At 48.6% G+C, this 26,999-nt stretch carries 27 protein-coding genes and 1 tRNA gene; 22 read left to right on the plus strand and 6 right to left on the minus strand.

What is annotated here, in order from left to right; all coding sequences use genetic code 11:
* Positions 1–110 precede the first annotated feature (110 nt).
* From B5D63_RS14435 to recB, 5 genes are all read left to right on the plus strand, one after another.
* The gene (locus B5D63_RS14435) at positions 111–1,205 is read left to right on the plus strand and encodes a slipin family protein (protein ID WP_078669487.1); all 1,095 of its coding nucleotides are present in this window, start codon (positions 111–113) and stop codon (positions 1,203–1,205) included.
* 53 nt (positions 1,206–1,258) lie between these two features.
* On the plus strand, positions 1,259–1,465 hold the full coding sequence (locus tag B5D63_RS14440; protein WP_078669488.1) for a YwbE family protein: 207 nt from the start codon (positions 1,259–1,261) through the stop codon (positions 1,463–1,465).
* A gap of 99 nt (positions 1,466–1,564) precedes the next feature.
* Positions 1,565–3,394, plus strand: coding sequence for an exodeoxyribonuclease V subunit alpha (gene recD, locus B5D63_RS14445; RefSeq protein WP_235021541.1), 1,830 nt, complete (start codon positions 1,565–1,567; stop codon positions 3,392–3,394).
* A gap of 2 nt (positions 3,395–3,396) precedes the next feature.
* Positions 3,397–6,603: an exodeoxyribonuclease V subunit gamma gene (recC, locus tag B5D63_RS14450; RefSeq protein WP_078669489.1), complete on the plus strand. Its 3,207-nt coding sequence runs from the start codon at positions 3,397–3,399 to the stop codon at positions 6,601–6,603.
* A 3-nt stretch (positions 6,604–6,606) separates the two neighbouring features.
* Complete coding sequence (recB, locus tag B5D63_RS14455) at positions 6,607–10,020, plus strand: exodeoxyribonuclease V subunit beta (protein ID WP_078669490.1); 3,414 nt, start codon at positions 6,607–6,609, stop codon at positions 10,018–10,020.
* Here the strand turns inward: recB and pth2 are convergent.
* Positions 10,017–10,412 (minus strand): aminoacyl-tRNA hydrolase, encoded by a 396-nt coding sequence (gene pth2, locus B5D63_RS14460; protein ID WP_078669491.1) that lies wholly within the window; start codon positions 10,410–10,412, stop codon positions 10,017–10,019. The two genes, recB and pth2, sit on opposite strands and share 4 nt — an antisense overlap.
* Positions 10,413–10,454: 42 nt before the next feature.
* Between pth2 and B5D63_RS14465 the strand changes: the two genes are divergently transcribed.
* A complete protein-coding gene (locus B5D63_RS14465) occupies positions 10,455–11,243 on the plus strand; it encodes a DUF6438 domain-containing protein (RefSeq protein WP_143312910.1) in 789 nt (262 codons plus the stop codon).
* Here B5D63_RS14465 and B5D63_RS14470 read toward each other — a convergent pair.
* Positions 11,244–11,316 (minus strand) — tRNA-Gly (locus B5D63_RS14470).
* Positions 11,317–11,456: 140 nt separating this feature from the next.
* Between B5D63_RS14470 and B5D63_RS14475 the strand changes: the two genes are divergently transcribed.
* Both B5D63_RS14475 and B5D63_RS14480 read left to right on the plus strand, forming a co-directional pair.
* The gene (locus B5D63_RS14475) at positions 11,457–12,035 is read left to right on the plus strand and encodes a carboxymuconolactone decarboxylase family protein (RefSeq protein WP_078669493.1); all 579 of its coding nucleotides are present in this window, start codon (positions 11,457–11,459) and stop codon (positions 12,033–12,035) included.
* On the plus strand, positions 12,032–12,889 hold the full coding sequence (locus B5D63_RS14480; protein ID WP_078669494.1) for an RNA polymerase sigma-70 factor: 858 nt from the start codon (positions 12,032–12,034) through the stop codon (positions 12,887–12,889). The genes B5D63_RS14475 and B5D63_RS14480 overlap by 4 nt, the downstream gene beginning before the upstream one ends.
* Before the next feature lie 2 nt (positions 12,890–12,891).
* On the opposite strand, the gene B5D63_RS14485 is transcribed toward B5D63_RS14480, so the two are convergent.
* A complete protein-coding gene (locus B5D63_RS14485) occupies positions 12,892–13,989 on the minus strand; it encodes a glycosyltransferase family A protein (RefSeq protein ID WP_078669495.1) in 1,098 nt (365 codons plus the stop codon).
* 147 nt (positions 13,990–14,136) lie between these two features.
* Between B5D63_RS14485 and B5D63_RS14490 the strand changes: the two genes are divergently transcribed.
* The gene (locus tag B5D63_RS14490) at positions 14,137–15,405 is read left to right on the plus strand and encodes a hypothetical protein (protein WP_078669496.1); all 1,269 of its coding nucleotides are present in this window, start codon (positions 14,137–14,139) and stop codon (positions 15,403–15,405) included.
* A gap of 67 nt (positions 15,406–15,472) precedes the next feature.
* Here B5D63_RS14490 and B5D63_RS14495 read toward each other — a convergent pair whose 3' ends face one another.
* The gene (locus B5D63_RS14495) at positions 15,473–15,877 is read right to left on the minus strand and encodes a hypothetical protein (RefSeq protein WP_078669497.1); all 405 of its coding nucleotides are present in this window, start codon (positions 15,875–15,877) and stop codon (positions 15,473–15,475) included.
* Positions 15,878–16,118: 241 nt separating this feature from the next.
* Here B5D63_RS14495 and B5D63_RS14500 point away from each other — a divergent pair, with 241 nt between their 5' ends.
* The 9 genes from B5D63_RS14500 to B5D63_RS14540 all read left to right on the plus strand — a co-directional run bounded on the left by B5D63_RS14500 (position 16,119) and on the right by B5D63_RS14540 (position 22,555).
* Positions 16,119–16,301, plus strand: a complete 183-nt coding sequence (locus tag B5D63_RS14500) for a class I lanthipeptide (protein WP_078669498.1) — start codon at positions 16,119–16,121, stop codon at positions 16,299–16,301.
* A 142-nt stretch (positions 16,302–16,443) separates the two neighbouring features.
* Positions 16,444–17,238 carry a helix-turn-helix transcriptional regulator gene (locus B5D63_RS14505; protein WP_078669499.1) on the plus strand — a complete coding sequence of 265 codons (795 nt, stop codon included), beginning with the start codon at positions 16,444–16,446 and terminating at the stop codon, positions 17,236–17,238.
* 70 nt (positions 17,239–17,308) lie between these two features.
* A complete protein-coding gene (locus B5D63_RS14510; protein ID WP_078669500.1) occupies positions 17,309–17,692 on the plus strand; it encodes a VOC family protein in 384 nt (127 codons plus the stop codon).
* Between the two features lie 6 nt (positions 17,693–17,698).
* On the plus strand, positions 17,699–18,547 hold the full coding sequence (locus B5D63_RS14515) for a class I SAM-dependent methyltransferase (protein ID WP_078669501.1): 849 nt from the start codon (positions 17,699–17,701) through the stop codon (positions 18,545–18,547).
* Positions 18,548–18,584: 37 nt separating this feature from the next.
* Complete coding sequence (locus B5D63_RS14520; RefSeq protein WP_078669502.1) at positions 18,585–19,160, plus strand: suppressor of fused domain protein; 576 nt, start codon at positions 18,585–18,587, stop codon at positions 19,158–19,160.
* A gap of 364 nt (positions 19,161–19,524) precedes the next feature.
* On the plus strand, positions 19,525–20,865 hold the full coding sequence (locus B5D63_RS14525) for a tyrosine-type recombinase/integrase (protein WP_078669503.1): 1,341 nt from the start codon (positions 19,525–19,527) through the stop codon (positions 20,863–20,865).
* Between the two features lie 206 nt (positions 20,866–21,071).
* Positions 21,072–21,305, plus strand: a complete 234-nt coding sequence (locus tag B5D63_RS14530; protein ID WP_078669504.1) for a helix-turn-helix domain-containing protein — start codon at positions 21,072–21,074, stop codon at positions 21,303–21,305.
* Positions 21,280–21,612, plus strand: a complete 333-nt coding sequence (locus tag B5D63_RS14535; RefSeq protein WP_078669505.1) for a HipA N-terminal domain-containing protein — start codon at positions 21,280–21,282, stop codon at positions 21,610–21,612. The genes B5D63_RS14530 and B5D63_RS14535 overlap by 26 nt, the downstream gene beginning before the upstream one ends.
* Positions 21,605–22,555, plus strand: coding sequence for a HipA domain-containing protein (locus B5D63_RS14540; protein WP_078669506.1), 951 nt, complete (start codon positions 21,605–21,607; stop codon positions 22,553–22,555). Before B5D63_RS14535 ends, B5D63_RS14540 begins: the two co-directional genes overlap by 8 nt.
* Here the strand turns inward: B5D63_RS14540 and B5D63_RS14545 are convergent, their stop codons facing one another.
* Both B5D63_RS14545 and B5D63_RS14550 read right to left on the minus strand, forming a co-directional pair.
* Positions 22,556–23,401 (minus strand): nucleotidyl transferase AbiEii/AbiGii toxin family protein, encoded by an 846-nt coding sequence (locus B5D63_RS14545; RefSeq protein WP_078669507.1) that lies wholly within the window; start codon positions 23,399–23,401, stop codon positions 22,556–22,558.
* A complete protein-coding gene (locus B5D63_RS14550) occupies positions 23,398–24,036 on the minus strand; it encodes a type IV toxin-antitoxin system AbiEi family antitoxin domain-containing protein (protein ID WP_078669508.1) in 639 nt (212 codons plus the stop codon). The genes B5D63_RS14545 and B5D63_RS14550 overlap by 4 nt, the downstream gene beginning before the upstream one ends.
* A gap of 219 nt (positions 24,037–24,255) precedes the next feature.
* Between B5D63_RS14550 and B5D63_RS14555 the strand changes: the two genes are divergently transcribed.
* The 4 genes from B5D63_RS14555 (at position 24,256) to B5D63_RS14570 (ending at position 26,928) form a co-directional block, all read left to right on the plus strand.
* Entirely contained in the window at positions 24,256–25,119 is an 864-nt protein-coding gene (locus tag B5D63_RS14555; RefSeq protein ID WP_143312911.1) for a hypothetical protein, read from the plus strand.
* Between the two features lie 145 nt (positions 25,120–25,264).
* Positions 25,265–25,570: a helix-turn-helix domain-containing protein gene (locus B5D63_RS14560; protein ID WP_159456028.1), complete on the plus strand. Its 306-nt coding sequence runs from the start codon at positions 25,265–25,267 to the stop codon at positions 25,568–25,570.
* Positions 25,563–26,555, plus strand: a complete 993-nt coding sequence (locus B5D63_RS14565; RefSeq protein WP_078669511.1) for a toprim domain-containing protein — start codon at positions 25,563–25,565, stop codon at positions 26,553–26,555. The genes B5D63_RS14560 and B5D63_RS14565 overlap by 8 nt, the downstream gene beginning before the upstream one ends.
* 64 nt (positions 26,556–26,619) lie before the next feature.
* Positions 26,620–26,928 carry a hypothetical protein gene (locus B5D63_RS14570; RefSeq protein WP_078669512.1) on the plus strand — a complete coding sequence of 103 codons (309 nt, stop codon included), beginning with the start codon at positions 26,620–26,622 and terminating at the stop codon, positions 26,926–26,928.
* The last annotated feature ends 71 nt before the right edge of the window (positions 26,929–26,999 follow it).

The raw sequence follows: 26,999 nt of genomic DNA on the forward strand, positions 1-26,999 counted from the left end.
CCTTCCGCCATAACAGGTACGAACATACGTAGTGAAAGTCGTTTCCGTGGAAACGGGATAGTCACATACTCCTGGCTTTATTATTTCATCCACCCAAAAACAGAAAAAAAATGAAAAGGGTCATCATCAATGCGTACGAAATCGGACTCGTCTTCAAAAGAGGCGTATACCTGCGCATGCTGAAAACCGGCAGCCACTGGCTGTTTGGTGAAGAAGTGAAAGTGTATAACATCAACACTGCTTTCACCGCACCGGTAGAACTGAACATCCTCCTGCAGGATGCGGCACTCGCCGATGCCCTGCACGTCATCGACGTAAAAGAAACGGAAATCGTACTGCTGTACGAAAACGGTTTGCTGAAACAAGTGCTCACTACCGGAAGATATACCTTTTGGAAAAACCTGATCGAATACACCTTCGTCAGGGCGGACCTCAGCAAAGTGAACATCACGGAGAAAATCGACCGCGCCACGCTGAACCATAAACTGGTAGCGCCCTTCGTAAGATCTACCACCGTTGAGAACTACGAAAAAGCAGTGCTCCTGATCGATGGCAAATATGAGATCACCCTCTCCCACGGTACCTACTACTGGTGGAAGAATGACATCTCTATCCTCGTCAGCAAAATAGATATGAGACAGCGCCAGCTGGAGATCAACGGACAGGAAATCCTGACCAAAGACAAAGCGGCGCTGCGACTCAACGCCTGGGCGCAATACCGGGTAGATGACATCGAAAAAGCACTGCTGGCCAACAAGGACTACGAAAAACAGCTCTACGTCCTCTTCCAGCTGGCATTGCGGGAGTACATCGCCAGCCTCGGCTTCGATGAACTGATGGAGAAAAAAGACGCCCTGTCCGCCTTCGTGCTCGATGCAGTCGGCAACAGCGCAGCGGCGCTGGGCATCACGGTGACCAGCTTCGGCATCCGGGATATCATCCTGCCGGGCGACGTGAAAGACATCATGAACCAGGTACTGGTAGCGGAGAAAAAAGCACAGGCCAATATCATCATGAGAAGGGAAGAAACCGCCAGCACCCGGAGCCTGCTCAACACGGCCAAACTGATGGAAGACAACCCCATGCTGTTCAAATTGAAAGAAATGGAATACGTGGAGAAAATCGCAGAAAAGATCAATAACATCAGCGTCTCCGGTAACGGCGTCCTGATAGATCAGCTCCGGCAGCTCTTCATCAGCAAATAGTTTTTCAGAAAAGAGTTAACTTAGCGGTTGACTCTTTTCTAATTTTTTCAATTATGCACGGACGTAACCGAAACGATATTTACCCAGGCCTGGAAGTAGCGATCATCCTCAAAAAAGACCAGCGTACCGGCAAACGCACCTACGGCATCGTGCAGGATATCCTCACTTCCGCCCCCTTCCACTCCCGCGGTATTAAAGTCCGCCTGGAAGACGGTCAGGTCGGCCGCGTGGCCGAAATCAACGTCACGGAAGAAGACTGACATTTTCACTACATATAAGTACTGATTATCAGGTGACGGGACCTTCCCCATCACGCAGAAAAGTCGTACTTTGACAACGTTTCAAGAGTGCGAATCTACATGCGTAATATAACCACCCTCAATGATGTTCACCAGCAGTTTGCCGAGTATTTCGAGGTACCGGTCCTGAAGCCGTACGCCTACCTGCTGTCTAAAAAACTCAGTGAGGGACATATCTGCCTCGACCTGGACGCCATCAGCGAAGAACAGGAAAACCTGCCCGGATTCTACCAGATCACGGAAAACGGTCCCGCCCCGCTGACAGCCATCCCGCTGGTGGGCAAAAACGGTAATGACACCCAGCCTTTCGTGCTCTTCCAAAACAGGCTGTACCTGCAACGGTACTACCGCTACGAAACCAGCTTCCTGCAACATATCAACGACTTCCTGGCCGCCGAAAAAGCACTGCTGCCCGGGAGAACAGCACTCCTGGAACAGCAGCAGGAACTGATACGGCAGCTGTTTCCCGCAGGCAACAGCCTCCGCGACGGCGACGATCCGGCCGACTGGCAACTGGCGGCCGCCATCACGGGCGTATTAAACAACTTCACCATCATCACCGGCGGCCCCGGCACCGGCAAAACCACTACCGTAGCCAAACTGCTGGCCATCCTGTACGCTACCGATCCCGCCCTCAAAGTGGCGCTGGCAGCACCTACCGGTAAAGCCGCCGCCAGGATGGCGGAAAGCTTACGTAATACCACCATCCCGGTAGATCCGGCCATTGCCGAAAAATTCCAGGAACTAAGCCCGTCCACCATCCACCGGCTGCTCAAATCCATCAAAAACAGTCCGTATTTCCGGTACAATAAAAAAAATCCGCTCACCTATGATGTCGTCATCATCGATGAGTGCTCTATGATAGACGTTGCCCTCTTCGCTAAACTGCTGGATGCCATCCACCCGCAGACACGACTCATCCTGCTGGGCGATAAAGACCAGCTGGCCTCCGTGGAGGCAGGAAGCCTCTTCGGCGACCTGTGCCAGGCACAGGAGAAATTGAATATGTTCTCTGAAGAACGGCTACAACTGATCAACCGGTTCATCTCAGATGACAACCGGAAAATACCCGCGGCACAGGCACAAACAAAATCACGGCACCCGCTGTTTGAACATCTTGTGGAGCTCCGCCGCAGCCATCGCTTTACCGGTCACACCGGTATCGGTAAATTCAGTAAAGCCCTGATCCGAAACGATCAGCCGGCTATCTACAGCTTCTTTGCCGCCGGCGCCGACGAACAAGTGGTCATCGATCAATCCTGCGACGTGGCGCTGTTCCACAAATTTATCACCGGGTACGAATCGTTTATCAACGAACCCGACACCCGCGCCGCCCTGCGTAAACTCAACGATCAGCGTGTGCTCGTAGCCGTAAGGGAGGGAGCGCAAGGCCTCTACGCCATCAACCGTGATATTGAGAAATATCTCCACGATCACGGAAAAATCAGGATTACAGCGGATTTCTACGAAAACCGCCCCATCATCCTCACCCGTAACTATTATGAGCACGGGCTGTTCAACGGCGACACCGGTATTATCCGTCAGGACGAAAACGGCGTACTGATGGCCTGGTTTGAAGACAGCAACGGTGAACTGAAAGGCGTACTGCCCGGTTATCTGACCCTCGCGGAAACAGCTTTTGCGATGACCATTCACAAAAGCCAGGGCTCCGAATTCGGCCAGGTGCTGGTGGTATTACCCGATGCGGCCGATGTGCCCATCCTCACAAGGGAACTGCTATATACCGCAGTCAGCCGCGCACGGAACAAAGTGTACGTACAAGGCACCGCAGAAGTGATCCTCGCCGCGGCAGAACGTTTTGTCGCCAGGGCCTCCGGCATCGCCGCCCGCTTCCTGGCGCAAGCCGCCGACGTCAAAACAGGAAATTAAACATGGCTATATATCTAAAGGTTTCGAACTCGCTCAATAGTCTCGCTGCCGGCCTTTCAGACGACCTGAAAGCCGCAGGCAACGGCGTGTTCCAGCCGCACTATATCATCACCCAAACGGAAGGGATGAACAACTGGCTGAAACTGCAGCTCGCCTATAAAATGGGCATCGCAGCCAACTGCCGGTTCATGAAACCCAACGACCTGCTCTTTCACCTCTACCTGCTGCTGGGAGGCCCCTTCACACAGGTGCTCTCCCCACAAAACCTCAGCTGGCTGCTGTTTAAGCTGATGGGAGAACCCGAATTTGCAGAGAAGTATCCCGAAGTGGCCGCCTATTTCAACGAAGGAGAAGGAGAGAGCGAACTGAAACGCATGGGGCTGGCAGAAAAAGTAGCCGACTTATTCGACCAGTACCAGGTATACCGCCCGGAGATGATCAAAGAGTGGAGCCAGGCAAATCCGGTTTTACTGAAAGACGACGAATGGCAGGCCTGGCTCTGGGCCAAGGTGAAAGCCGTTTCCGGCAGCGCCCTGCCGGATAAAACACTGGTAGGCAACTATATCCTCGAAACCCTTTTCTATAAAGGGCCTCATACCGGTCTCGCCAACAAAATGCCGGCGGTGCACCTCTTCGGACTGTCTATCATCACGGCCTACCACATCAAAATTCTGCACGAATTATCTTCTTATATCGATATCCATTTTCATATCATCAATCCGGCGCCCGTGGTGTATTGGTTTGATGATAAAAGCGAAAAACAGCTGGCCCGCTGGCGCCAGAAAGGACTGGAAGAGCAAAAATCCAGCGACCCCCGAAATGTCGGCAACGCCCTGCTCACCGGCTGGGGCCGCGTGATACAGAACACCTTCGGCCTGTTTTTCCAATATGATGCTTTCATCAATGCCTTTGAAGAGATCGGCATTGAAGAACCGATACCAGACTCCCTGCTGCACAAAGTACAGCACGACATCTTCACCGCCGCCACCGATCACCGCCATCTGCTCAGCCTGGAAGACATACAGGATGGCTCCGTCACCATCAACTCCTGCTATACCATTGCCAGGGAAGTAGAAGTGCTGTACAACTACCTCGTTCACCTGGTAGACCAACGGCAGGAATACCTTTCTCCCCGCGATATTGTGGTGATGGTCAGCGATATTGACGCCTATGCACCCTATATCAAAGCGGTGTTCAACAACGCACCCTACAAATTCCGCTACACCATTGCGGATGAAAGTTATACAGACAACGACAACCTCTTCAACGCCCTCTATGCGCTGCTCACCATCAATGAAGACAACTTCACCGCAGAGGCAGTGATGCAGCTGCTGGACTTTTCCTATATCCGTAACCGTTTTGGGCTCAACGATCCGGTACGCCTCCGCAGCATTGTGGAAGCCGCCAATATCCGTTTCGGCATAGAAGGCAAAAAATCAGAAGAAACACATTTTGTCAGCTGGCGCTACGGCATACAACGTATCATGTATGGTATCTGTATGAGCGGGGAAGAAGAATATGGCCATGGCGATGACAGCTTCTTTCCGCTGGATGTACAGGAAGGCAGCGACGCACATGAAACTATCCGCTTCTGCCACTTTGCGGAAGTACTCATGGCGTCCATCGAAGAACGGAAAAAACTCCGCAGCATCGCCGACTGGGTAAAATATACTGAACAGGTAGTCCATAACCTGGTCTTTGAACAACAGGAAGAAGTAGATGAAGACTATAACGCGCTTATCAAACAGCTGACCGACTACCACTCCCTGAATGACTACATGCAGGAACCGGTAGCCTTCGAAGTATTCAGCCACAGCCTGTTACAGGCACTCACAGGAAGTACCCGCGCCGGCCTGTTTGTCAACGGCGGCATCACCTTCTGTTCGTTGATCCCTATGCGTAGTATCCCCTTTAAAGTGGTAGCGCTCATGGGACTCAACTTCGATAAGTTTCCCCGCCGGGAGATCAAGTCGAGCTTCAACCTGATGGAAAAACAATGGCAGCGCGGGGATCGTAACGTAAAAGAGAACGATAAACACCTGTTCCTCGAAACAGTGCTTTCCGCGCAACAGTACCTCTACATCAGTTATGTAGGCCGCAACGCCAAAGACAATACACCGTTACCGCCGTCTGCACTGGTAGACGAGCTGGTAGATTATATTATCTCCGGCGTAAAAGACGGCGCTGAAAAAGTACGGGACCTGCTGATCACGCAGCAACCGCTACAAGGCTTCAGCCGTAAATACAGCATGGGCAACGATCGCCTGTATAGTTACCTCAACCGGTACCAGGATGCAGGCAAGGCGGTCATTAACCAGCAGAAAAAAATCGATCCGGTCACCTTCGAAGAAATAAACCTGGACGAACTGGTGAGTTTCTTCAAAAACCCGTTCAAAGCGTATTACAATAAGGTACTGGGCATCTATTATAACGACGAACAAATACTGCTCAGCGATACAGAGCTGTTCAGTCTCGATAACCTCCAGCAATGGAGCATTAAAAACCAGCTGTTGCCGGTAACGGAAGCGGATAAACGCATTTTACAGAAAAGGCTGGTAAAAAAAGGACAGCTACCGCTCAACAATATGGCTTTTGTAGCCATTCAGCAGGTAGAAGAGCGGGTACATCCTGTTCGTATGCTGTATGAAAACGCTACACAGGGCAGCCCGGAGCAGAAAGCTTCTTTTGAAACCGATATCGACGGCACGCTGTTCAAAGGCTCTATCAGTAATGTTTACAACGACCAGCTGCTGCAAATTTCCTGGTCCAGGAACGAAACCAAATACATGGTAGAGGCCTACATACGCTACCTTGCAGGTGTTGCCTCCGGAGCAGTTAAAGGGATGCAGTATATCTCCGGCGCCAAAAAAGAAGCGATTTTCAACGCATCAAAACTTTCCAGGGAAGCGGCGTATAGCCGTTTAAGGGAGTTGATGAAAATATATAAATCAGGCTTTAACAAGATCGTTCCGTTTTACCCTGATTTCGGCACTGCGCCTAAAGATCTTCCGGATCTTGACAGCAAAGCATTTGACGACCTGGTGGAGAAAAAACTGAACAATTATCAGTTCCCTTGTAACGATAATTATATCCTCCAGGAATATGAAAAAGGATTTTTCAGCGATGAAGCCGTACTGGCTGAATACAAACAACTGTGCGAACAGCTCATTGTGCCGCTGGCTGAAATTTTTCCTGACTATTACGCTTAAACGATGACGGAGAACAGATATCAACATTTCATAGCGACTGAAGTACCACTGGAAGGGAGTAACCTGATAGAAGCCAGTGCCGGCACGGGGAAAACATATTCCATCGCGGTGCTGGTGCTGCGTCTCATCCTGGAAAAACAGCTGTCGGTGAAAGACATCCTGATGGTGACGTTTACCAAAGCCGCGGTAGCAGAGCTGGAAGACCGTATCCGGCTCTTTATCCGTAAAGCCTACACCGTAAGCTTCGGCAACCCCGTGGATGACGACACTATCGTAAACCTGGTACTACAGGCCGTAGACCAATGGGGCGCTATTGAAGTGAATCACCGCCTGCGGGATGCCGTGCTGCTGCTCGACGAAACTTCTGTACTGACTATTCACAGCTTCTGTCAGCAAACACTGAACGAGTTTGCCTTTGAAACCGATCAGCTCTTCGGCGCCGAGATGGTGCCCGATACCACTCCCATCATCGAAAACGAACTGAATAAATTCTGGCGCACGCATATCACCACCCTGCATCCTGTTATGTTGCAGATGTTGTGGCGGGAGAGTATGCGCAGCGATATCCAGAAAGTATTGCAGGAACATCTCAGTGGGAAAAAATACCTCGGCTACCAGCCATGGGAACGTTATAACATCACCGCTGCGCAGCAGCAAAGCTGGCTGGAGGAGCTGGACAATATCCGTCAGCAACAAACGGCAGCCGAGGCAGCCCTGCATGAATACATCCTTCAGAACAGGGAAGACCTGGCCAGCGCCTGTAACACCAAAGCCAATGCCAGAAAGGATATCCTGCCGCTGATAGATAAGCCGGACGAATTCGCCGCCATCATCCAAAAAAGGCGAGGATCAGGTTATATCAAAGAGCTTTTCCCGGAGATACTGGAGCTGATAGACGCACAGGAAGGTTTCGGGGAGATGATCGGCGCGCATATCGACACTATTCGCCGCCAGCTGAACTGCCTGGCGATACAGGAAGTCGCTGAAGGCGTAAAAGCCTACAAACAGCACAGCAACATGCTGAACTACGACGACCTGATCAGCCATCTGAACCTGGCGTTGGTTCAAAAGGAAAACCCCGGCCTGGTAGCATCGTTGCGCAACAAATACAAAGCAGTGTTTGTGGATGAATTCCAGGATACAGACCGGCAGCAGTATGAGATCTTCAACAGCGCTTTTGGTGAAGACACTATCCTGTTTTATATCGGCGATCCCAAACAAAGCATTTATGCATGGCGTAAAGCCGACATCTTTACCTACTTCGATGCCCGTAACAGCGTGAAGCACCTCTACGACATGAACCACAACTATCGTTCGTCGGAGAACCTGATCGCCGCCATGAACACCTTCTTCAAGCCCACGCCTGATTTCGACACGTTTGAATTTGCCGGCGAAAAAGACAGTATCCAGTACATCGATGTGATGGCGCCGGACGAAAGCGGCAAAGGCTTCCTCTATTACAACGAGGTGAAGGAAGTGCCCATTACTATTTTGAACTGCAAAAACAAAGATATTATTGCCGGCGCAGTAGCTGCACAGGTAGCGCAACTGCTACTCGATCCGGCTTATAAGATCGTTAAAGATAAAACGCTGGAGATCACCCCGGCAGATATCGGCATACTGGTGCGCACCGGCAAAGAGGGCAGAGACATTAAGCAGAAGTTGGCCCAGCTGGGCATTCCGGCTGTTACCATTGATGATACGAAAGTCCTGGATACCGCCGAAGCCCTCGATGTACTATACCTGCTGGAAGCCATGGAGACGCCGGAACGCTCTACCATCAACAGGGCGCTGTTATCTCCCTTTACCGGCTTCAGCGTGCAGGACATCCTCAACCTGGACGATGAGATTGCCCTCACCCGCTTCGGCCACTATCATACCCTGTGGCAGGACAACGGCGCCTATACCGCCCTGATGACTTTCATCGCCGATTTCGGCGTGCGGGGCGTATTGCTGGGCGATCATTCCAAAAACGGCGAACGTGCCATCACCAACCTCTATCAACTGGCAGAGCTGGTACACCAGGTACAGAACCGGAAAAACCTGTCTATGCGCGACCTGATCTCCTGGTTGAAACGCGGTATCGACGGGATGCCGGTGGAAGGAGACGAGTACACCCAGCGGGTGGAAAGCGATGAAGAAGCGGTCAATATCGTTACCATTCACAAAAGTAAAGGGCTTGACTATCGTATCGTGATGGCGCCCTACCTGGACTTCCGGAACGCCGACAGCGACTTCCTCAGCTTCCGTGATCCGGATACCGGCGATTATATCAATGCGGAAGCGAAAAGGGTTTCACCCGAACAAAAGGCGGCACAGCAACGGCAGCAGGAGCAGGAAGACCGTCGGCTCATTTATGTGGCTATCACCCGCGCGGTTTATAAATGTTATCTCTTCAATAATACGAGCAATAATAAATCATCCTTTACCCGGTTTATGGACGCTTTCCGGCATTACCCGCCAGACCCCGCGCTCATAGAGGTGAAAGACACCCTGCCACAGGAACCGGAACAACGCTATCGCAAGAGCAAGCTGGCGCCCAACAGGAATGCGGGTAATGCGCCGGTGTCGTTCTTCCTCCGGGAGGAAAACTGGCGTAAAATGAGTTACACCATGCTGGCGGCCAAACCGGAGCAGAAGCCCCGTATCCGCAGCGCCCAGCAGGAAAACGAATACGATAACTTTATCTTCAACACCCTGCGCAAAGGCGCCAAGACGGGCAACCTGCTGCACTTTATCTTCGAAAACGTTCATTTCTCCGATGACAGTCAGTGGGATTACTGGATCACGGAAGCCATCGCCCGCTTTGTACCGGGACAGGAGGAAGTTTACCAGCCGATGTTGCTGGAGCTGCTGCAACACGTAATGCACACCCAGATCAAAGTAGGCAAAACCAGCCTGCAGCTGGCATCCGTCAGCAAACACAAACGCCTCGCCGAGCTGGAATTCGATTTCCCGGTACCGCTGTTCCGGGCCAATATGCTAAACACGCTTTCCGATAATGAGTTAACGGTAACGGTAAAACGCTTTTCGGAAGACAGGAACCAGGAACTGGAAGGCATCATGAACGGGAAGATTGACTTGTTCTTTGAGCATCATCACCGGTACTATATCCTCGACTGGAAGTCCAACTACCTGGGCGGCAGCGTGGAAGATTATGCGCCGGCAGCGCTGGCAGCCGCCATGAATGACAACAACTACCACCTGCAATACCTCATCTATACGGTGGCCGTAAAAAAATACCTTGAAAGCAGGTTACCGGATTTCGACTACCATAAACACTTTGGCGGTGTTATTTACTGCTTTGTGCGTGGTATCCGGAACAACGGCAATTACGGCATTTTTACCGCCCGGCCCGATTTGGACACCATTTCGTTCATAGAAGATATGCTGACGGCCAAAAGCCACCGGTATTAAAGCAGTTTCAGGTCTTTGGTGATCCGGTCTATTTCCGTATTCAGGTTAGGGCCGATAGCACAACAGGTTTTGGTGGGTACCCCGCCGAATTCTGTCAGTCCTGAATCCGTGATCAGCGTAGCATTCAGGCCGTCTTCCACTGCCTGCTGATAAACACGTACCAGCTCTTCTTCCGAATCTACTGACAGGCATATCTTGGTAAAGCCTTTGGTGAACCACTCGCGCACCTCTTCCGGGTTACCGATATTTGTCTGCAAAGTATTTCCTGCTATGCTCGCTTCCCGGGTCAAAAAAGCAATAGAGGCATGGGCTCCCTGCGCAATCATTTTTCCTTTCCGCATATTCAGGTCCTTGCGCATTACAATGACTTGTTTGACGATTCTCGATGACATGAATTGTAGTAATTTTTTTATCTTACTGTAAATGTAACCCATATGCGCATACGATCCCTATTGCTGCTATTGTTGTTTCCTGTTGCCATGATGGCACAAACTAAGGCCTCCCTGCTGCAGAAAGCATGGGTAGGACCGGAGCTGGCCTATGTGTCGTTTGATACCACCCGGTGCGTATTTGATTTCTTTGGTCGATTTCCCGCGCAAATGACTTACAGGATAGACGGGGACACTTTACGGTTGCAGCCAAACGGACCAAATTTTGGCTTCCAGGGCATAGGCCATCCGCAGTTTTTGATCAAACAACTGACGCCAGACAGCCTCGTACTGGTTCCGGTTGATTCCGGCGCTGTTAAAATGGTTAAGGGTCAACCGGTACTCTGCTATAAAAACCAGGCACTGACTGCTACAGATACGATTCGTTTCGACAGTCTATATTTTAAATCTACCCATTGTTATGGGAAATGCCCTGCCATGGAATTCCAAATCTCTAAAAACAGGCAATTGAAATTTATAGGCGATTCATATTCCGTTAAAGAAGGGCATTATACCGGCGTGCTGTCTGACAGCATTTATGGACGTTTACAGTACTTACTCAGCATTTCGGCGCTGGACAAGCTAAAAACATGGGAGCAGCGGATATACGATGTCCCGAGGTATACGGTGGCCGTATGGTACAATAATAAACGACAGGTGGTTGAAAACTATGAACTTCCGCGGGTGATGAGTGAGCTATTCGCGTATTTAAAAAATCTGCCGGGTAAGGTGCCATTGAGGAAAAGCGCCCAGGCGCTGGTATTGGCCAATCCCTATCCTGTCAAGGGAAAATAGAGCGGAAGACGGGACTCGAACCCGCTACCTACAGCTTGGGAAGCTGTCGCTCTACCGGGTGAGCTACTTCCGCAGGTGATAACTAAGATAAAAAAAATATGGATACGTCGGACTGATCCGAAGGCAAAAGAATTTTTTTCAGACGGTTATGTCACATTCACTGTTTTTGAGGTGTCTTCATGTTAAATCGATAACATTAAAAGAAGATACATTATGGCATTACGTATTCCAAAAGCCGAGCTCCCTGTAACACTCAGGGAAAACATGATCGCACAGATGGGCGCTGTGCCCGAACCCGTGGAAGTAGCATGGCACAGCCCGCAGATGACCGAGGACAGCCTGATATTCGGGCAAAAAATTGCGGAATGGAAAGCGGTGGATGAACAGCTGAAGACATTCGCGCACATGGCCGTTGCGGCGCAGGTAGGCTGCAGCTGGTGTCTCGATCTCAACTATTTTATGGCCCTCAACAAGCAGCTGGACCCTGTGAAGGCCAGCCAGATACCTCGTTGGCGGGAATCGGACGTATTTGATCCGCTGGAGCGGGAAGTGCTTGAATATACAGAAGCTATGACCAACACGCCCACGACCGTCACGGATGAACTGGCGGCCAGCTTGCTGAAGCAGTTGGGCGCCGCCGCGCTGGTGGAACTTTCCGCACTTATTGGATTTGCTAATTTCGCCTCCAGGGTGAACGCAGCGCACGGCATTAAGTCGCAGGGCTATGCTGACAACTGTGAGATCCCGTTGGCTAAACGTACCGGGACGGCCGGTGTACTGTCTAAATCATGACGCAAGACCCATTTATCTTACATCGGAGCCTGTTGTTCACGGTAGCTTACGAGATGTTAGGCTCCGCTACAGATGCGGAAGACGTGGTGCAGGAGGCCTGGTTACGGTGGTCAAATGCAGATCAGCCGGAGGTACATGACCCGCGGGCTTACCTTGTCCGGATCGTTACGCGGCTGGCGCTTAACCATATGCGGACATTGTCGCGCCGCCGGGAGGAGTATATCGGCGAATGGTTGCCGGAACCGCTGCTGACAGGCAACGAGATAGGCCGTGACCTCGAGCTCAGGCAAAGCGTCTCGATGGCGATGCTGATCGTGCTGGAAACGCTGGGGCCTACAGAGCGGGCGGTGTTCATCCTTCATGATGTCTTCGGGATGCCCCATGGCGAGATCTCCCAGGTAATCGGCAAGTCTGTTGCCGCGGTCCGGCAGATTGCGCGCAGGGCGCGGCAGCATGTGACGGCCCGGCAATCGCGGCAATCTGTGAGCGTATCAGAGCAGCAGGCCGTAGTAGAGCGTTTCCTTGCCGCCCTGCAAACGGGGCAGCTGCAGCAGCTGATGGAAGTATTGGCGCCCGACGTGGTCCTGACCGCGGATGGCGGCGGGTTGGTGCCGGCTGCCAAGGCGCCGGTACATGGCGCCGCGGTAGTAGCCAGTTTACTGGTTCGTTCGAACCGGCAGGTGACCGCCACCCCTGTATGGCTCAATGGCGAACCGGCGGGGCGTATTGAGATCAACGGCACCACTGCAGCAGTAAGCTTTGAAATAAAAGACGGGCGGATTGTACGGATCTATGCTGTTGCGAATCCCAGGAAACTGACGCGGATAAACAAGCCGGTTGACCTTTCCCGGTGAGCCTACGCCAGCAGCAGCATGTCTGTGGAGAAGTTACGGTATACTTTCCCGCGGCCATAGCCTTCAGGGTTCACACAGGAAGGTTTTTTCCTGTTGCGGAAGAAGATCTTCCTGCCCAGGTAAATAGCCCGCTGGAGCAGGAATTTGTTGAGCAGGACGGGGGACGTTACCCGGTGAAAGAGACGGTTATCCGCCGTCAGCAAAGTATCCTCGTCCTGCGGGGTGAGTTGCAGGTAGGTGCTCCCGTTCTCCTTATACAGCCGGATATCGTTTTCCCTGACCTGGTAGGTACCTGCGTACCTCCTTTTGGGGAGAATATCTTCCTGTGTGCTTTCATAATGAAGCAGGTCTCGGTCGATAAAAAATCTCTCGAAGGTATAGTCGTTTTGCAGGCAGATCACTTCCGATGTTTGTTCACAGTAGTGCCCCACCAGCAAATCCTTCATCCTGGCCGTGGTAAAGCCGGAGGCGACGCGCATCGTATCATCATGCCGGATGGCCTGCAAATAAGCAGGGTCGCGGATAACCACTTTTTTCCTTCCCAGGCCCGCCAGGCGGCTTTTAAAATCCTGGTCTTCATAGCCATAGTCCATTACCCGTTCATCGTAGCCATGCAGCCTGCGGAAATCTTCTTTTCTCAGGCAGACGCGTCCCTGTACATCCCACCATTTTTTCCCCGGACCGATACCAGCGGGGGAGAGGAAAGCCGATGTTTCCTCGTTAAAAACCCGGTTCACATAAGCCGCGAAGCCGGCGCCGGTGTAGTTGTCAGCGTCCACGCTGCAAAGGATATCACCGGAAGCCAGCCGGAAGGCCATGTTTTTGGCATGGCTCATATGAAAGTAAGTTGGTTCGGGGTTGTGATAATATACCAGCATTCCCGATTCGATATAAGCGCCTAACGTCTGTTGCACCCATTCGTGCAGGTCATCGGCAGACCCGTAATTGAGTAACACAAATTCCAGCGGTTGGTATCCTGCATTATCCTGTATGTTTCGCAGCAGGGTTTCTTTCAGATGCATCGTACGGTTCATGCAAACCGTACAGCAGGATATTCTATGTTGCAACATATTCTTTAATGGTGAGGCGTACGAGATCATAACATTCCCGCGGGCTGATTGTTTGACGGGGCTTGCAAAAATGTGAAGTTATCATTAACTTCCTGTAAGGTTCCACGACTTACCTCTTTGCACTTTAGCTTTACGCCCTTTAGATGATTTCTTTTCAACCATTTAATACAACATCCTATGAAGCTTCACGCTTACCATCTTCCGCTGGCGCTGTCTCTCTGTCTGGCCGCCTGCAGTAAAAATCTGGCAGATCAGACGGCACCCGGCGATGCGCCGCAGCAACAGCAGACCATTAATGCCAACGCTCTTGCCGCCAGTACCATTACCTACACAGACGAGAGCAGCTTTGTCAGCAGCCTGTCGTCTTATGGCTTTAAAACGCCCGACCAGTTGGGCCTTAACCGCGTAGCATCTACCAGCGGTTACAACACCGTATACGGCTTTAATATCCCCGCTGCCAACCAGGTGACCGGCTTTAAATGGAACAGTGGAGACGAGCAGACACAGGAATGGCGCCCACAGGGTATTACCGGGTTTTCCTGGGGTGGGAAAAAATTCCTGCTGGTGACATGGTACGGCATAGATCCCGGTACCATTGCGGGCATTAACAATCAGCATAAGGGCGTGCGTATCTCACTGGTGGACATCACCAATATGGCCAGTATCACCTACCGGCATATACTGCTGGTACAAAATGCGGCTAATATGTCTAATTCCGCTTTGTACAAGGCTTCCAACCCTTATACGCAGCTGGGTGTATTCTGTCCGGTGACCATCCATGCCGGCGGCGTGGCGTATTACGCCGGGAAGATATATGTAGCCGACACCAATCTCGGTATCCGTGTTTTTGACCTTAACAGCTTCGTGTCTGCCGCTGGCGACGCCACAGAAACACGCATCGGCCAGGAAACCAATGGCGATCTCAAAGCGTTTAACTACGCCTATATCCTGCCGCAGACGGGCTATTACAAGATCACCAATGCCAAGCCTTTTTCCTGTATAGCACTGGGAGAAGGCGCTACAGCCGCTGATAAATACCTCTGGACGTCGCAATACATCACCTCTTCCTCCACCGCCACACCGCAGGTTTTCGGTTTCCCGGTCAATACCGCCGGACAGATAAGCACCACCACACAGCCAACCGTAGTTGTGCCAGTGGACAACGACAGCGGCCATGTGTACGGCATACAGGGCGTTTTCCGGGCAGGCAGCAAAACGTTTATGACCATCACCGGCACCAGCTCGTACCTGGGTTCTACCGCCCGCCTGGTGCGTTATAACGATGGCACTGCCGCGGGTACACGGTACCGTTGGCCGCATGGAGCTGAAGACCTTTTCCGGGATACCGCCACCGGCTACCTCTGGAACCTGACAGAATACGAAACCGCGAAATACGGGCAGGACAACAGGGTGGTATTTGCGGTGAGATTATCTGATTATGATTGATCGTTGCTAAATAGAAAAGAAGCATACTTGCCTTGATAGTATGCTTCTTTTCCTTTGGCAGCATATTTTAGTCACTGATTTTTTTATAGGATACGATCGCGCCGCTGCCATTATTCGACAAACTGCCATACATGATCGTAAGCGAATCACCTGTCAACTGATAGAAAGTCGTTGCATTAGCGTCTGTCTGATTATCAAAAATGATCCTGTCGTCAAGTGCTCCGTTGGCGTTAAAGCCTTTGGTTAAGCGGAAAGTACCACTGCGGGTCACACGGTCCTGAGAACGCTGTTCGTAGCTATTGCCTGTAAAACGGAACAGTTCACCGTTTCCCGACGTACTGACCAGGAGCACGTCGCTTTGATGCCTTCTGAGTTCCCAGGTACCTTCCAATACTTCCGGCGGCGTATTCTTGTCTTTCTTACAGCTTACACCGCCGGCAAACAGCAGTGACAGAAGTAATATTTTTTTCATAAAGCGGGATGTTTTGATAGACGCCTATATAGCGATTCAGCAGGCCTAATAGTTACAGCTCCCCGGAAACCGGCATTCGTACTCCCGGCAACGTAGTATTTTGATAACCGTCCTTTGTTTTCTCTAACATAGTTGGTAAATTAGACTACCTGTAGCGCCAACAACCCAACAAACTCAAATAACCTGATTTCACGTGTTAACCATTCTACTCCTTTTTTAATCACTCAAAAATCCAAACAACATGAAAAAGAAAAAACCCGTACTGAACCCGAAGCTGTTCCTCAACAAGCTTACCATTACTGAATTAACCATAGAAGAACAAACCAAACTGGCTGGTGGTGTTACTGCATTGCCCCGTTGTGGCACAACAGAAACCCGCCGCCCTACCGATTGTACCGCTGCTCCGGGCCACACCTGCTGCTAAAAACCGGTAATTAGTAATTGTTGAAAAAATCCCGGTTCCGGGAGATGGTTAGTTTTGTCTGAACTGACTCCTCTTTCCGGCCGGGATACCCGTGCCTTCTTTTTTGTGTATCTTTACGAACACTCAGAGAAACGGAACAACCATGGACTTCAGGCTGCTACATCCTATTCCGCCGCTGAAAAAATATATCCGTTATTTCTGGATGCTTGAACAACGGTCTGCCGACGCTGAAGAGCGAAGCTTCAAAATTATGGCCGATGGCATCCCGGGAATGATTTTCCAGCAGTATCCGGAAGCGTCCCGCGACCACTACCAGCAACAACTGCCGGGCCTGTTCCTCTACGGCACCAAAACAAGATACGCTAATATGCAGGTAAAAGGAACGTTTCTGGACGTAGGCGTGAGCTTCCATCCGGGCGTCCTGACAAGCTTTCTCCCGCTGACGGTCTGTGACCTGACCAATCAGTATATCGATATGGATGACCTCATCCGTACTACCCTCAGCGAACAACTTTCGCACGCCGCCAACTTTGAGCAAAAGGTGCATCTACTCGAGTGTTTCTTCTTGCAGCAACTGAAGTGTAATAATACCCCTGATAGGAAGACGGAATGGGCCATTCATTTGCTTCAGCAGGGACGGACACTCCCACAGGTCCGGTCAGTCCTGAATATCTCAGAACGCACGCTGGAACGGTATTTCAAACATCATATCGGTGTAACGCCTAAGATGTACGCCCGCATCTATCGCTTTCAGTCGGCGCTGGACCTGATAAGGCAATCCAATTTCGGCTCCCTGACGGCCGTCGCCCATCTGCAGCAATACTTCGACCAGGCCCATTTCATCAAAACGTTTCAGCAATTTGCCGGTGCCTCGCCGAAACATTTCCTCCGCAAGGCAAAAGAACAACTCCCTAACTTCCCCGAATGGCTAAAATAACGGCTGTCGGTTTTTTACAATTCCGGCATTGCACACCGGGCTAATTTTACATTCATCTAAAATATACAAGATGAGAAATGTAGTCAATTGGTTCGAAATCTATACCACCGACTTCAACAGGGCTAAAAAATTCTACAGTGATGTTTTCCTGATGGATTTAACGGTAACGCCTATACAAAGCGAACGGCACACCTATATGGACTACGCCCTCTTCCCGGGCAAAGAAGATGGCAGCGGCAGCATGGGTGCTTTGGTGAAGCTGGATAAAGTGAATCCCGGTCCGGGTGGCACACTCATCTACTTCGACACCCGGGAGATCAGCAGTGAGTTAAGCCGCGTAACCGCCGCCGGCGGTAAAATCCAGCAGCCAAAAGTCAACATCGGCGAAGCTGGTTTTATTGCCCTCACAGAAGATACAGAAGGAAATATTATTGGTTTACGTTCAAAAGAATAACGCCCGATGCAGCCACCGAATTCCACCGCCGTACGCACCGCCCTCTGGCGAGCGCTCCACGTTCAGCTGGATGCGCCGCCGCATATCCTTGAAGATACCACCGGCCTCCAACTCATTGCACCTGAAAAAGGGTGGCAGCAACGGCCGGATATGGACCCCGTCTTCTCACGGAGAGTGCGGGCCGCTATGGCAGCCAGGGCCCGTTTTGTCGAAGATTTAATCATTCAGGAAATATCCGGCGGTATCGCTCAGTATGTGATCCTCGGCGCAGGTCTGGACACCTTCGCACAACGTAACCCGGCGGTAGCGTCCCACCTGCATATCTACGAAATCGACGAGCCTGGCGCACTGGAATGGAAACGCCAACGGCTCATCGAAACAGGCTACGGCGTTCCTTCAGGATTACACTTTGTAGGTGTCGACTTCGAAAAGGGGCAATCATGGTGGGACAGCCTGCTACAAGCCGGTTTTAACCCTCAGCAACCAGCTGTTATCGCCTGCACCGGTGTAACGCTCTACCTCAGCAGAGAGGCTATCAGTCAGCTGTTGCGCTATATTGCCGGTATGGCCCCCGGTAGCAAAGCCGCCATCACCTTCCTCCTGCCACAGGAAATGCTGGAAGAAGAAGACCTGGTGCTGCAGCAGGCATCCGTCAAAGGTGCGAAAGCCTCCGGGAATCCGTTCGTGAGCTTCTTTACACCGGAACAAGTGCGGGAACTAGCCGCGGAAAGCGGGCTTAAAGACGTGGCTATTGTGTCGCCGGCGGAGCTGAAAGCGTGTTACTTTTCCGGCAGAACAGATGGACTGGCGCCGGCGAGCGGAGAGATGTTTTTGACAGCGGCAATAGGGAAGTAGGTGATTATTATCGGAAACGCTTACATTAGCGGCGTATATGAAATCGACATTAGACTATATAAACCAGTTGGAACAACACTACCAGCAGTACTACGGCATTGAAGGCGTGAAACATACGCTCAACAAAGGGCCCCGGGAAAAATTGCATCCTGATTTCTATATACTCGAATTTCCACCCAACAGGCGCCATGGTGCTTTTGTGTATTGCACCGTTGGCATGTCTGCCGACAGGACAGACGACAACTTGATCGAGCTGTTTGTATTCTCTCCTAAGTCCGATCCCAAATTGGTGGAGTTACTCACCTACTGCGCGTCTTATCACAGAACAAGCCGGCCGCTGAATATCCATCACACTGTTAATATCGGCCAACCCTGGCTGGATAACTCCGGCTGTGATCATGCTTTTATATCATTGCCTTATCTCGAGGAAGAGGGTTTTGAAATTCTCTCCTTCGAGGATCGTGAAACCCATTGCTACTGGCTGATCCCTATCACAAAAGAAGAACGGGATTATAAAGTTGAAAATGGCTGTGAGGCATTGGAGGAATTGTTTGAGGAAAAGGAGTTGGATTATATAAACCCGGAGCGGAAGTGTCTGGTTATGGGAAAGTGATATTAAACTGTTATCCCCCCCCTCACTCCAGCATTGACCAAATGTCAACATCAAACGCTTCTTTTATCGCCCTTAAATAATGTATCTCGCAAGAATCATCATTTAGAAGAATACTAAAGAATATACGCGCCTCCTGGCCATATGCAGAACCAGCGACCCTCTGATTAACAGCCCTTGAAAAGGCCTAATTGGGGCTAACCAGGGTGAACTTGATTTAACTTAACTGTTTAATTATCAATCGTTTAATATTTTTTGACTAATTTGATAAAAGCCGTCCGAAGGCCCTTTAACGGGACTTTGCTGGCAAATTGTTGGCAAATTTTGGAGGTCGAAGAGCCATTGTGAACCTGAAAATTTAGTCAAGATGTCATTGAGTATTTCGATCAGCCTGGACACCCGCCGGGCTAAAAAAACGGGGAAGTTTCCGGTGAAGCTGCTGGCAATTTTTAATCGCAAACCTCGCCGCTATCAGACGGTTTACGACTTGAGCGAGGAAGAATTCAAGGCTTTATCTGCTAAGCAAAAAGCAGAGTATCTGAAAAAGATGCAAGCATCCCTCAAACAATTGCAACGAAAGGCAGAGGAAGCGGCAGCAGATCTTTCCCCGTTCACATTTGAGGGGTTCGAGAAGTCGTTCATACTAAACAATCCTTCTTTTCACCAGCGGAAGACCATCAAGGAAATAGCTGAACTTGAAAATCTTCCCTTCAACCAGGTAATGTATGATAACCGTTTCCCTATTTTCCGTTTGCCTAAGCCGGAACCGGACACGATTCTGTCGGTGTTTCTGTTTTACATCAGCAAACTATTGAATGAGCATCGTATCCGGACGGCCGCCCATTACCAGACTACTTACAACGTCCTTGCCCGTTTTAGCGGCAATGTACGTTTCGTTGATATCAATGTCATTTATCTGAAGCGTTTCGAGGCCTGGATGCTGGAGCAGGAATATTCCAAGACCACTGTAGGCATTTACACTCGCTGTCTACGCGCTGCTTTTAACGAGGCAATTTTCCAGGGAATTATTAAGCGAGAGAACTGTTATCCCTTTGGCCGGAGGCTTTATCAACCGCCATCTTCCCGGAATATCAAAAAAGCGCTAACGCTCGAGGACGTGAGTAAGATCTATTATTATCAGCCCGAAAATGAGCGGGAACGAAAGGCGAAAGATTTTTGGTTGTTTTCTTACCTGGCCAATGGCATCAATCCTACAGATATCGCACATCTTAAGTACAAGAACATTGATGGCGAATACCTTGTATTCGAGCGGGCAAAGACGGTGAACGCTACTCGGCTCGATCCCCGCCCCATAACTGTCTTTATTTCGGAGGATATGCAGAAGATCATTGATTATTGGGGCAATAAGGATAAAAGCCCGGAGAATTACATCTTTCCCTGGATGGAACATAATATCACTCCTTTGCGGCAGGTGGAATTGTGTGAACTGTTTGTCCAGTCTATCAATGACTGGATGGCCAAGATCGGGAAGAAATTGGGCATTGAGAAAAAGGTGACTACCTACGTGGCCAGGCATACTTTCTCGACCATCCTGAAAAGGTCGGGCGTGAGTACGGAGTTTATCCAGGAATCATTGGGGCATACCAGCATAAAGACGACGGAGAGCTACCTGGATAGTTTTGAGAAGTCGGTTAAGAAGGAGTATTCGCTGAAGTTGGTGGCTTTTAAGGCTGGTGAGAAAGATTAATGACCCTTAATACGCAAACAAATCGTGATCTAGGAGATGTAAGTCAATTATGGTTATCCAAAAGTATATGCATTTACATATAAACTCTATCACAATTTTAACTTTATATGTATTTAGATATAAAATCACACAACACAATAATGATTATATCTAAATACATATAATTTCGTATCTTTATTATGCTTTATATTCAAAAGCATATAATTATGAAATCACTGCAAGCCTTTGTTAAGTTAAAGCGTAAGGAAGCTGGTCTTACTCAGCAGGAGTTTGCAGAGAAGACTGGTGTTGCCCTAACTGTAGTGCGGAAAATAGAACAAGGGAAAAATGATCTCCAACTTGAAAAAGTGAACCAGGTGCTTAAAATGTTTGGGCATACCCTGGCTCCCATAAGTTTAAAACAGATCTCAAAGGATGAGAAAGGCGAAGATATATTATAAGAAAGATTTTGCTGGCTATCTTACTGAAACAGACGATGGCGAATACGTGTTTGTGTATGAGGACGATTATGTGCAAAATCACGAGAATCAATTTCTCACTTTTACAATGCCAGTCAGGAGAGAACCCTATAAAGACAATCGGCTATTCCCATTTTTCGAAGGACTAATTCCGGAAGGATGGCTTTTGGAAATAGCCAGCAAGAATTGGAAATTAAATCCGAACGATAGAATGGGACTATTGTTGGCCTGTTGCCAAAATTGTATAGGTGCTGTAAGTGTAATACCAATCGAAATCGAACATGAATAACCGTTGTTTATATTGCTATCAACAATTAGAGAAAGGGCAAATCGACTTTCATCCACGCTGCAATAGGGAATTCTTTGGAACAGATAAACCTCCCAAGCTAGGATATAGCCTGGAACAAATGGCTGACCTGGCAGCCAATGTTGTTCAGCGAAGTGTAACGGTTCCCGGAGTCCAACCGAAGCTTTCTCTAACACTTGTCAAAGATGTTTTGGAAGACGGTAACAATGGCCGTCTGACTATTGTAGGAGCTCTTGGGGGAAACTATATTCTTAAACCGCCACACGCAGATTATCCCGAAATGCCGCAAAACGAACACTTGACTATGCGGATTGCTGAATTGTTCGGTTTGCAAGTTGTACCATCAAGCTTAATTCGATTATCGTCTGGAGATCTGGCCTATATTACCAAACGTATCGACCGGACAGAAGAGGGTGAAAAAATTCACATGCTGGACATGTTCCAGATACTTGAAGCGTTCGATAAATACAAAAGCTCTATGGAAAGAGTTGGAAAAGCTATTGCTAAATATGCGGAGAATACACTCTTGGACTTGTCTAATTTTTTCGAGTTGACGGTTTTCTGCTTTTTGACCGGCAATAATGATATGCATCTGAAGAATTTTTCGATGATTGTTAAAAAGGATGGCACGTGGGACTTGGCCCCCGCTTACGACTTATTAAATGTGGCAATAGTGAACCCAGCAGATAAAGAGGAGCTGGCACTACCAATAAGTGCAAGAAAAAACAAATTCAATCGTGCTCGCTTCATGGAGTTTGGCCAGGGCTTAGGACTGACTATCCGGCAAATAGAGGGCGTGTTTAGCCGCCTATTAAGGAGTGAAAAATCAGCCGTAGATTTAATAGAGGTGTCTTTCTTATCTGACGAGTATAAGCAAAAATATACAGCCCTATTAACAGAGCGATATGATCGCATACGCAATTGATCACTTTAGCTTATCCACCAGGTCTTTAAAATATTGGGGACTCCAAATGTCAAGCACAGAAGCATCTGGTATAAACCTTACAATATCTTCCCGGATACTATCAAAGGAAACAGCGTCGATTTTTGCTTTTAATAATTCGATCAACTGATCTTTTGTAATGGCATCTTCAATCCAATCACCGGTATCCCGCGCGCGAAGCAGAAAGTGATGCAAGTCGAGTACTACCCCCTTCTTGATATACCATTCGAGATCATACCAATCCCGACCTTTTACCCGGGTTCCCCATTTGCGAAAGAGCAATGCATGCATTTTTCCGGCAAAAAGATTCGGTAATGTAAAACATTTCACATAAAAAGAAAATGGTCGTAACAGAAGCTTCTCTTCAGTTTCAAAACCAAGAGGAGGCTCACGATCTATTTCTATTTTAATCTTTATGCTTGGAGAAGCTTGTACTCCTGCTTGTGGTATAATTCCGTCAAGAATCAGCTCCTTCCAAACGGTCTCAGATTTTAGAAATGCAGAGTCTATATTGGTTTGATTGGTTTTCTTTTTTTCTCTAATGCTTACTTTCATTCCAATAGCCTCAAACTCCTTGATGATTCCTTCAAAATATGGCTCAAGAGAAAAGTCCGGGTTTACTTCAAGCAGGGAAAAATCCAAGTCTTCAGAGAACCTGTTTAAGCCGTAAAATATTCTGAGAGCCGTACCACCATAAAAAGCGGCTTTTTCAAAAAAGCCTGTTCTTTGTAACCCTGCCAGAGCGACTTCCTGCATGATTTCCCGCAATGCGGATTCCGCTTGCTCTTTATTTTGAGGATTATATTCCTGAATCCACTCCCTGATCATAAGCTCTTGATTGTTTTTACCAGCATAGATAAGCTTTCTTTCTTGGGGGCATCCTTGATCCACGAACTAATGGCCCCCAGGTCAAGTTCATGTAATTTCTCATCATCTATTCTTAGATCATCAACTAAATATTCCCTTACTTGCCTGGAGCTACGTAGAATTATACCAGACGTCGTAATTATTTTATCACAAATCGCTTTTTCCGGAGAGGCGATTAAAGCAACCTGTTTGGGAGTAAGTTGAACACTCTTAATCCCGAACGAATAATAAGGTAAGGGGGCATTTATGTAACTAAATCTACCAATTGAAGTTTTATAAATCTTCGATACTTTGATAGTAAGGGAGCTAATTTCAAATACCCTTTCGGGAATCAATCCCCAGTATGAAAGAGCCGCTTCCACGGATACATAACTTGGGCCCCAGAGGTGATTGGCTATTAAAAAAGGTTCAGGCTTAGCAATATTGATCTTAGGTCCTGTTATATATAGTCCTTTCTTTATGCTTATTAATTCTCCTTTTTTGATCAACTCAGTTATTTTGTCGTTTGGACGCTTGAAATCCTTTAGCAGATCCATCATGATTTGCCTGGTGAGTGGCTCTTCTGCATATTCATATACGGCATCCTTGAAGCTCATATTGTGAGAATTTAATGCAAAAATCGGATTATTTCCGATTATAGGCTAAAAAATTAACATTGAAATGTAGAAAAATTACTAACAAATCGGATACAAACCGATTTAACCATAAATTTCTTACAAAATTTGGCAATTAATACCCTGCCATTCATTGCATAAGCGGGTAGCCATGCCTTTGGATGTTATTCCTCAAATTCAGTATTACAAATTTTCAGCACCATGGGAAAATTTAGAGACTGGCTTTCCTCCAATATGATATTCCGTAACATATTGGCCGACTTTGGTACCCGGTCCGCATATACCGGAGAGGCGGGAGGCTTCATACCTTATTTCCAATACAGGATAGGCCCGTATCAGCGGGACTACTATCTATATTTCCCCAAAGAACCCTTCACCATCCGGTACCATAATGAGGTGTTTAACAAACTATTCGAGTACGCCGGAGACGATATTTTTAAATACCTGGACTTTCATTTCGAGGCATTCCCTGAGAAAAGCGCCTTTATCCTGTTCCTGGATCGGCAACTAACGGAACGATTAAAGAAAAGCTATAGCAAAGAGCGTCAGATAAAACTGGAATCTGCAGCCGATTGGGTGGCAGAAAAAAAGTTGGTGCTAAAAGAGCTGGCCGAAGTATCCAGGGAGGCTATTTCCAGGGATCTCCAGCTCGTGATCGATAGCAAAGCGGCAGGCGAAACCGACGAAGCAGAGAAACGACTAGATAACCTAACCAATAAGCTGGAGCAAAAATTTGCCGATGCCATAGAACGGTTAGAAAATTCAAAAGCGCTCCTTCCTTCTGCTAAGATCAATCTGAACAATCAAAATCACCTGGATAAACTGGTCCAACTCTTTTACCTGATCCAAAACTTACAGAATCCCAATAATAGGACTGAACAGTTATTTAGCGGCTTTAACAATATAGACCTGGCCACTATCCTGCGCCTCCATTTCCGGGAATTTGCCGATAAGAAGCCCAACACAGTAGAGAAAAATGCAAAGGCAAGCATTGATAAACTCAGGCCAAACGATCCCAAAGTGCAGAAGTTGACCCTGGCAATGGAAGAATTCTTTTATAGTTAGGCCCTTTATCTACCTTAATTAACCAGGTTTATGATATTGAACCTGATTAATCACATTGTCTTTCAACAGATAAAAATCCATGACCAATCCATCATTGACTTACCGTCCTGCTTAACCCATCTTGCGTCCATAACACAGCATGTTTATGGACACTTTATTTATTCCAAATGAGAACGATTTCCGGCGATGGATCAGGGAGGCGCTGAGAGAATGCCTGGAGAACATGCCTGTAAAAGAGGGGGCATCCGCCGATCCGCAGCAGGAGCCCTTGCTTACCCGCAAGGAAATCGCTGGCATCTTCCGGGTATCATTGGTTACCCTCCATGAATGGATGAAACAGGGATTACCCTTTCACAAACAGGGTGGCCGGGTGTACTTCCTGCGCTCCGAAGTACTGGAATACCTCAAACAGAAACGTAAACCCCAGGCAAAACTTCCCGGTCATGAGTAGGATAACTATTGCAGCTGCCAAACAGCTCGACCTGGTGGATTATCTGGCATCTCTGGGATTTCAACCGGAAAAGGTAAGGAATCAGGATTACTGGTACCGCTCCCCTTTGCGGGAGGAAAAGACGGCTTCTTTTAAGGTAAACAGGACAAAGCGGCTGTGGTACGATCATGGCACCGGGCAAGGAGGAACTATTATTGATTTTGGGATGGCATATTTCAGATGTGATCTCCGGGAGTTTTTAAAGCGGCTGGATCAGGGTTTTTCTTTTCACCTGCCATTACAGTCAGCCGTACCATTCACTCCGGCTGCCAGTCAACCATCAGATACTCCGGCTGGTGAAAAGAAAAAGTTGGTTGTGCTGGCTGCGGGTCCGTTGGTTTCACCGGTGCTCACCAGTTACCTTGCCAGCCGCACAATTCCCCTGTCAATCGCCGCCGTTTACTGTCGGGAAGTGACTTTTGAGTTATCCGGTAAATGTTTCTTTGCTATTGGATTTAAAAATGACCTCGGTGGTTTTGAATTGCGCAATGCTCATTTTAAGGGTAGCAGTGCGCCGAAGGCTTCCACCTTTTTTGATCAGGGATATAATGAATTGGCTGTGTTTGAAGGCTTCTTCAATTTCCTTTCTTTTCTTACCCTGAATCAGTATCGCGCCCTGGGTCTCTGCAATTTCCTGGTTTTAAACTCTCTTACTTTCTTTCAGAAAAACATCCCTCTTATGGAACAACATAAGGGAATCACCCTTTACCTGGACAGAGATACCGCCGGTATACAATGTACTCAGCAGGCCATGAAACTAGGGCCACAATTCCACGACGGTAGCCAGCTCTATGCCGAATCCAAAGATCTAAACGATTGGCTGATTCAGAACTTTTCAAAGTTGAAGCAAGAACATTTCTCCCTTCGCCAAGCCGGGAAGATGCTGCGGGGTAGTGATCAGCCACCGCCTGGAACCAGGCAAACCAGCAAAAGGAACCGCCTGTAAAATCTCAATACTATCTCCAAATAATAAACCGCAGTAATTCATTTTTAAACAATCAAAAAAAACAATGGCAGATATAAAACGTAAAACGCTTTCCCTGACCAGTGGCAAGCACCTGAAGTTGTACGGCAGCAGTCTCGCTATTTCCAAAAGCCTGGAGATAGGAGAAGGTTATGCGCCCAATATTTTTTCCTTCACAGAAGACCTTACTGGAGGAAAGGAGTTAGGCAAAGTGACCAACCCCTACAAATTGGACAAGGAAGATCTGATGGAGCTGGCCGATTTTAACATCCAGCTTTGGATGAACCTGAAAGCCAATCTCCGGAAATACAGCATCGATAGTCCGAAGATATTTAACCTGGAAGCAGGCAAATAGCGATAAGCGAATCACCGCGAATAATGAAAAACAAAGCGGCTTTGCTACTGCTTAAAACAGCGGTGACTTAT

The organism is Chitinophaga eiseniae (assembly GCF_900167135.1).
Classification (GTDB): Bacteria; Bacteroidota; Bacteroidia; order Chitinophagales; family Chitinophagaceae; genus Chitinophaga; species Chitinophaga eiseniae.

What these genes read in the sequence shown, in the direction of transcription:
- B5D63_RS14435 (WP_078669487.1), top strand. Translation starts at nt 111, where the DNA reads ATGAAAAGGGTCATCATCAATGCGTACGAAATCGGACTCGTCTTCAAA.
- B5D63_RS14440 (WP_078669488.1), top strand. Translation starts at nt 1,259, where the DNA reads ATGCACGGACGTAACCGAAACGATATTTACCCAGGCCTGGAAGTAGCG.
- recD (WP_235021541.1), top strand. Translation starts at nt 1,565, where the DNA reads ATGCGTAATATAACCACCCTCAATGATGTTCACCAGCAGTTTGCCGAG.
- recC (WP_078669489.1), top strand. Translation starts at nt 3,397, where the DNA reads ATGGCTATATATCTAAAGGTTTCGAACTCGCTCAATAGTCTCGCTGCC.
- recB (WP_078669490.1), top strand. Translation starts at nt 6,607, where the DNA reads ATGACGGAGAACAGATATCAACATTTCATAGCGACTGAAGTACCACTG.
- pth2 (WP_078669491.1), bottom strand. Translation starts at nt 10,412, where the DNA reads ATGTCATCGAGAATCGTCAAACAAGTCATTGTAATGCGCAAGGACCTG.
- B5D63_RS14465 (WP_143312910.1), top strand. Translation starts at nt 10,455, where the DNA reads ATGCGCATACGATCCCTATTGCTGCTATTGTTGTTTCCTGTTGCCATG.
- B5D63_RS14475 (WP_078669493.1), top strand. Translation starts at nt 11,457, where the DNA reads ATGGCATTACGTATTCCAAAAGCCGAGCTCCCTGTAACACTCAGGGAA.
- B5D63_RS14480 (WP_078669494.1), top strand. Translation starts at nt 12,032, where the DNA reads ATGACGCAAGACCCATTTATCTTACATCGGAGCCTGTTGTTCACGGTA.
- B5D63_RS14485 (WP_078669495.1), bottom strand. Translation starts at nt 13,989, where the DNA reads ATGATCTCGTACGCCTCACCATTAAAGAATATGTTGCAACATAGAATA.
- B5D63_RS14490 (WP_078669496.1), top strand. Translation starts at nt 14,137, where the DNA reads ATGAAGCTTCACGCTTACCATCTTCCGCTGGCGCTGTCTCTCTGTCTG.
- B5D63_RS14495 (WP_078669497.1), bottom strand. Translation starts at nt 15,877, where the DNA reads ATGAAAAAAATATTACTTCTGTCACTGCTGTTTGCCGGCGGTGTAAGC.
- B5D63_RS14500 (WP_078669498.1), top strand. Translation starts at nt 16,119, where the DNA reads ATGAAAAAGAAAAAACCCGTACTGAACCCGAAGCTGTTCCTCAACAAG.
- B5D63_RS14505 (WP_078669499.1), top strand. Translation starts at nt 16,444, where the DNA reads ATGGACTTCAGGCTGCTACATCCTATTCCGCCGCTGAAAAAATATATC.
- B5D63_RS14510 (WP_078669500.1), top strand. Translation starts at nt 17,309, where the DNA reads ATGAGAAATGTAGTCAATTGGTTCGAAATCTATACCACCGACTTCAAC.
- B5D63_RS14515 (WP_078669501.1), top strand. Translation starts at nt 17,699, where the DNA reads ATGCAGCCACCGAATTCCACCGCCGTACGCACCGCCCTCTGGCGAGCG.
- B5D63_RS14520 (WP_078669502.1), top strand. Translation starts at nt 18,585, where the DNA reads ATGAAATCGACATTAGACTATATAAACCAGTTGGAACAACACTACCAG.
- B5D63_RS14525 (WP_078669503.1), top strand. Translation starts at nt 19,525, where the DNA reads ATGTCATTGAGTATTTCGATCAGCCTGGACACCCGCCGGGCTAAAAAA.
- B5D63_RS14530 (WP_078669504.1), top strand. Translation starts at nt 21,072, where the DNA reads ATGAAATCACTGCAAGCCTTTGTTAAGTTAAAGCGTAAGGAAGCTGGT.
- B5D63_RS14535 (WP_078669505.1), top strand. Translation starts at nt 21,280, where the DNA reads ATGAGAAAGGCGAAGATATATTATAAGAAAGATTTTGCTGGCTATCTT.
- B5D63_RS14540 (WP_078669506.1), top strand. Translation starts at nt 21,605, where the DNA reads ATGAATAACCGTTGTTTATATTGCTATCAACAATTAGAGAAAGGGCAA.
- B5D63_RS14545 (WP_078669507.1), bottom strand. Translation starts at nt 23,401, where the DNA reads ATGATCAGGGAGTGGATTCAGGAATATAATCCTCAAAATAAAGAGCAA.
- B5D63_RS14550 (WP_078669508.1), bottom strand. Translation starts at nt 24,036, where the DNA reads ATGAGCTTCAAGGATGCCGTATATGAATATGCAGAAGAGCCACTCACC.
- B5D63_RS14555 (WP_143312911.1), top strand. Translation starts at nt 24,256, where the DNA reads ATGGGAAAATTTAGAGACTGGCTTTCCTCCAATATGATATTCCGTAAC.
- B5D63_RS14560 (WP_159456028.1), top strand. Translation starts at nt 25,265, where the DNA reads ATGGACACTTTATTTATTCCAAATGAGAACGATTTCCGGCGATGGATC.
- B5D63_RS14565 (WP_078669511.1), top strand. Translation starts at nt 25,563, where the DNA reads ATGAGTAGGATAACTATTGCAGCTGCCAAACAGCTCGACCTGGTGGAT.
- B5D63_RS14570 (WP_078669512.1), top strand. Translation starts at nt 26,620, where the DNA reads ATGGCAGATATAAAACGTAAAACGCTTTCCCTGACCAGTGGCAAGCAC.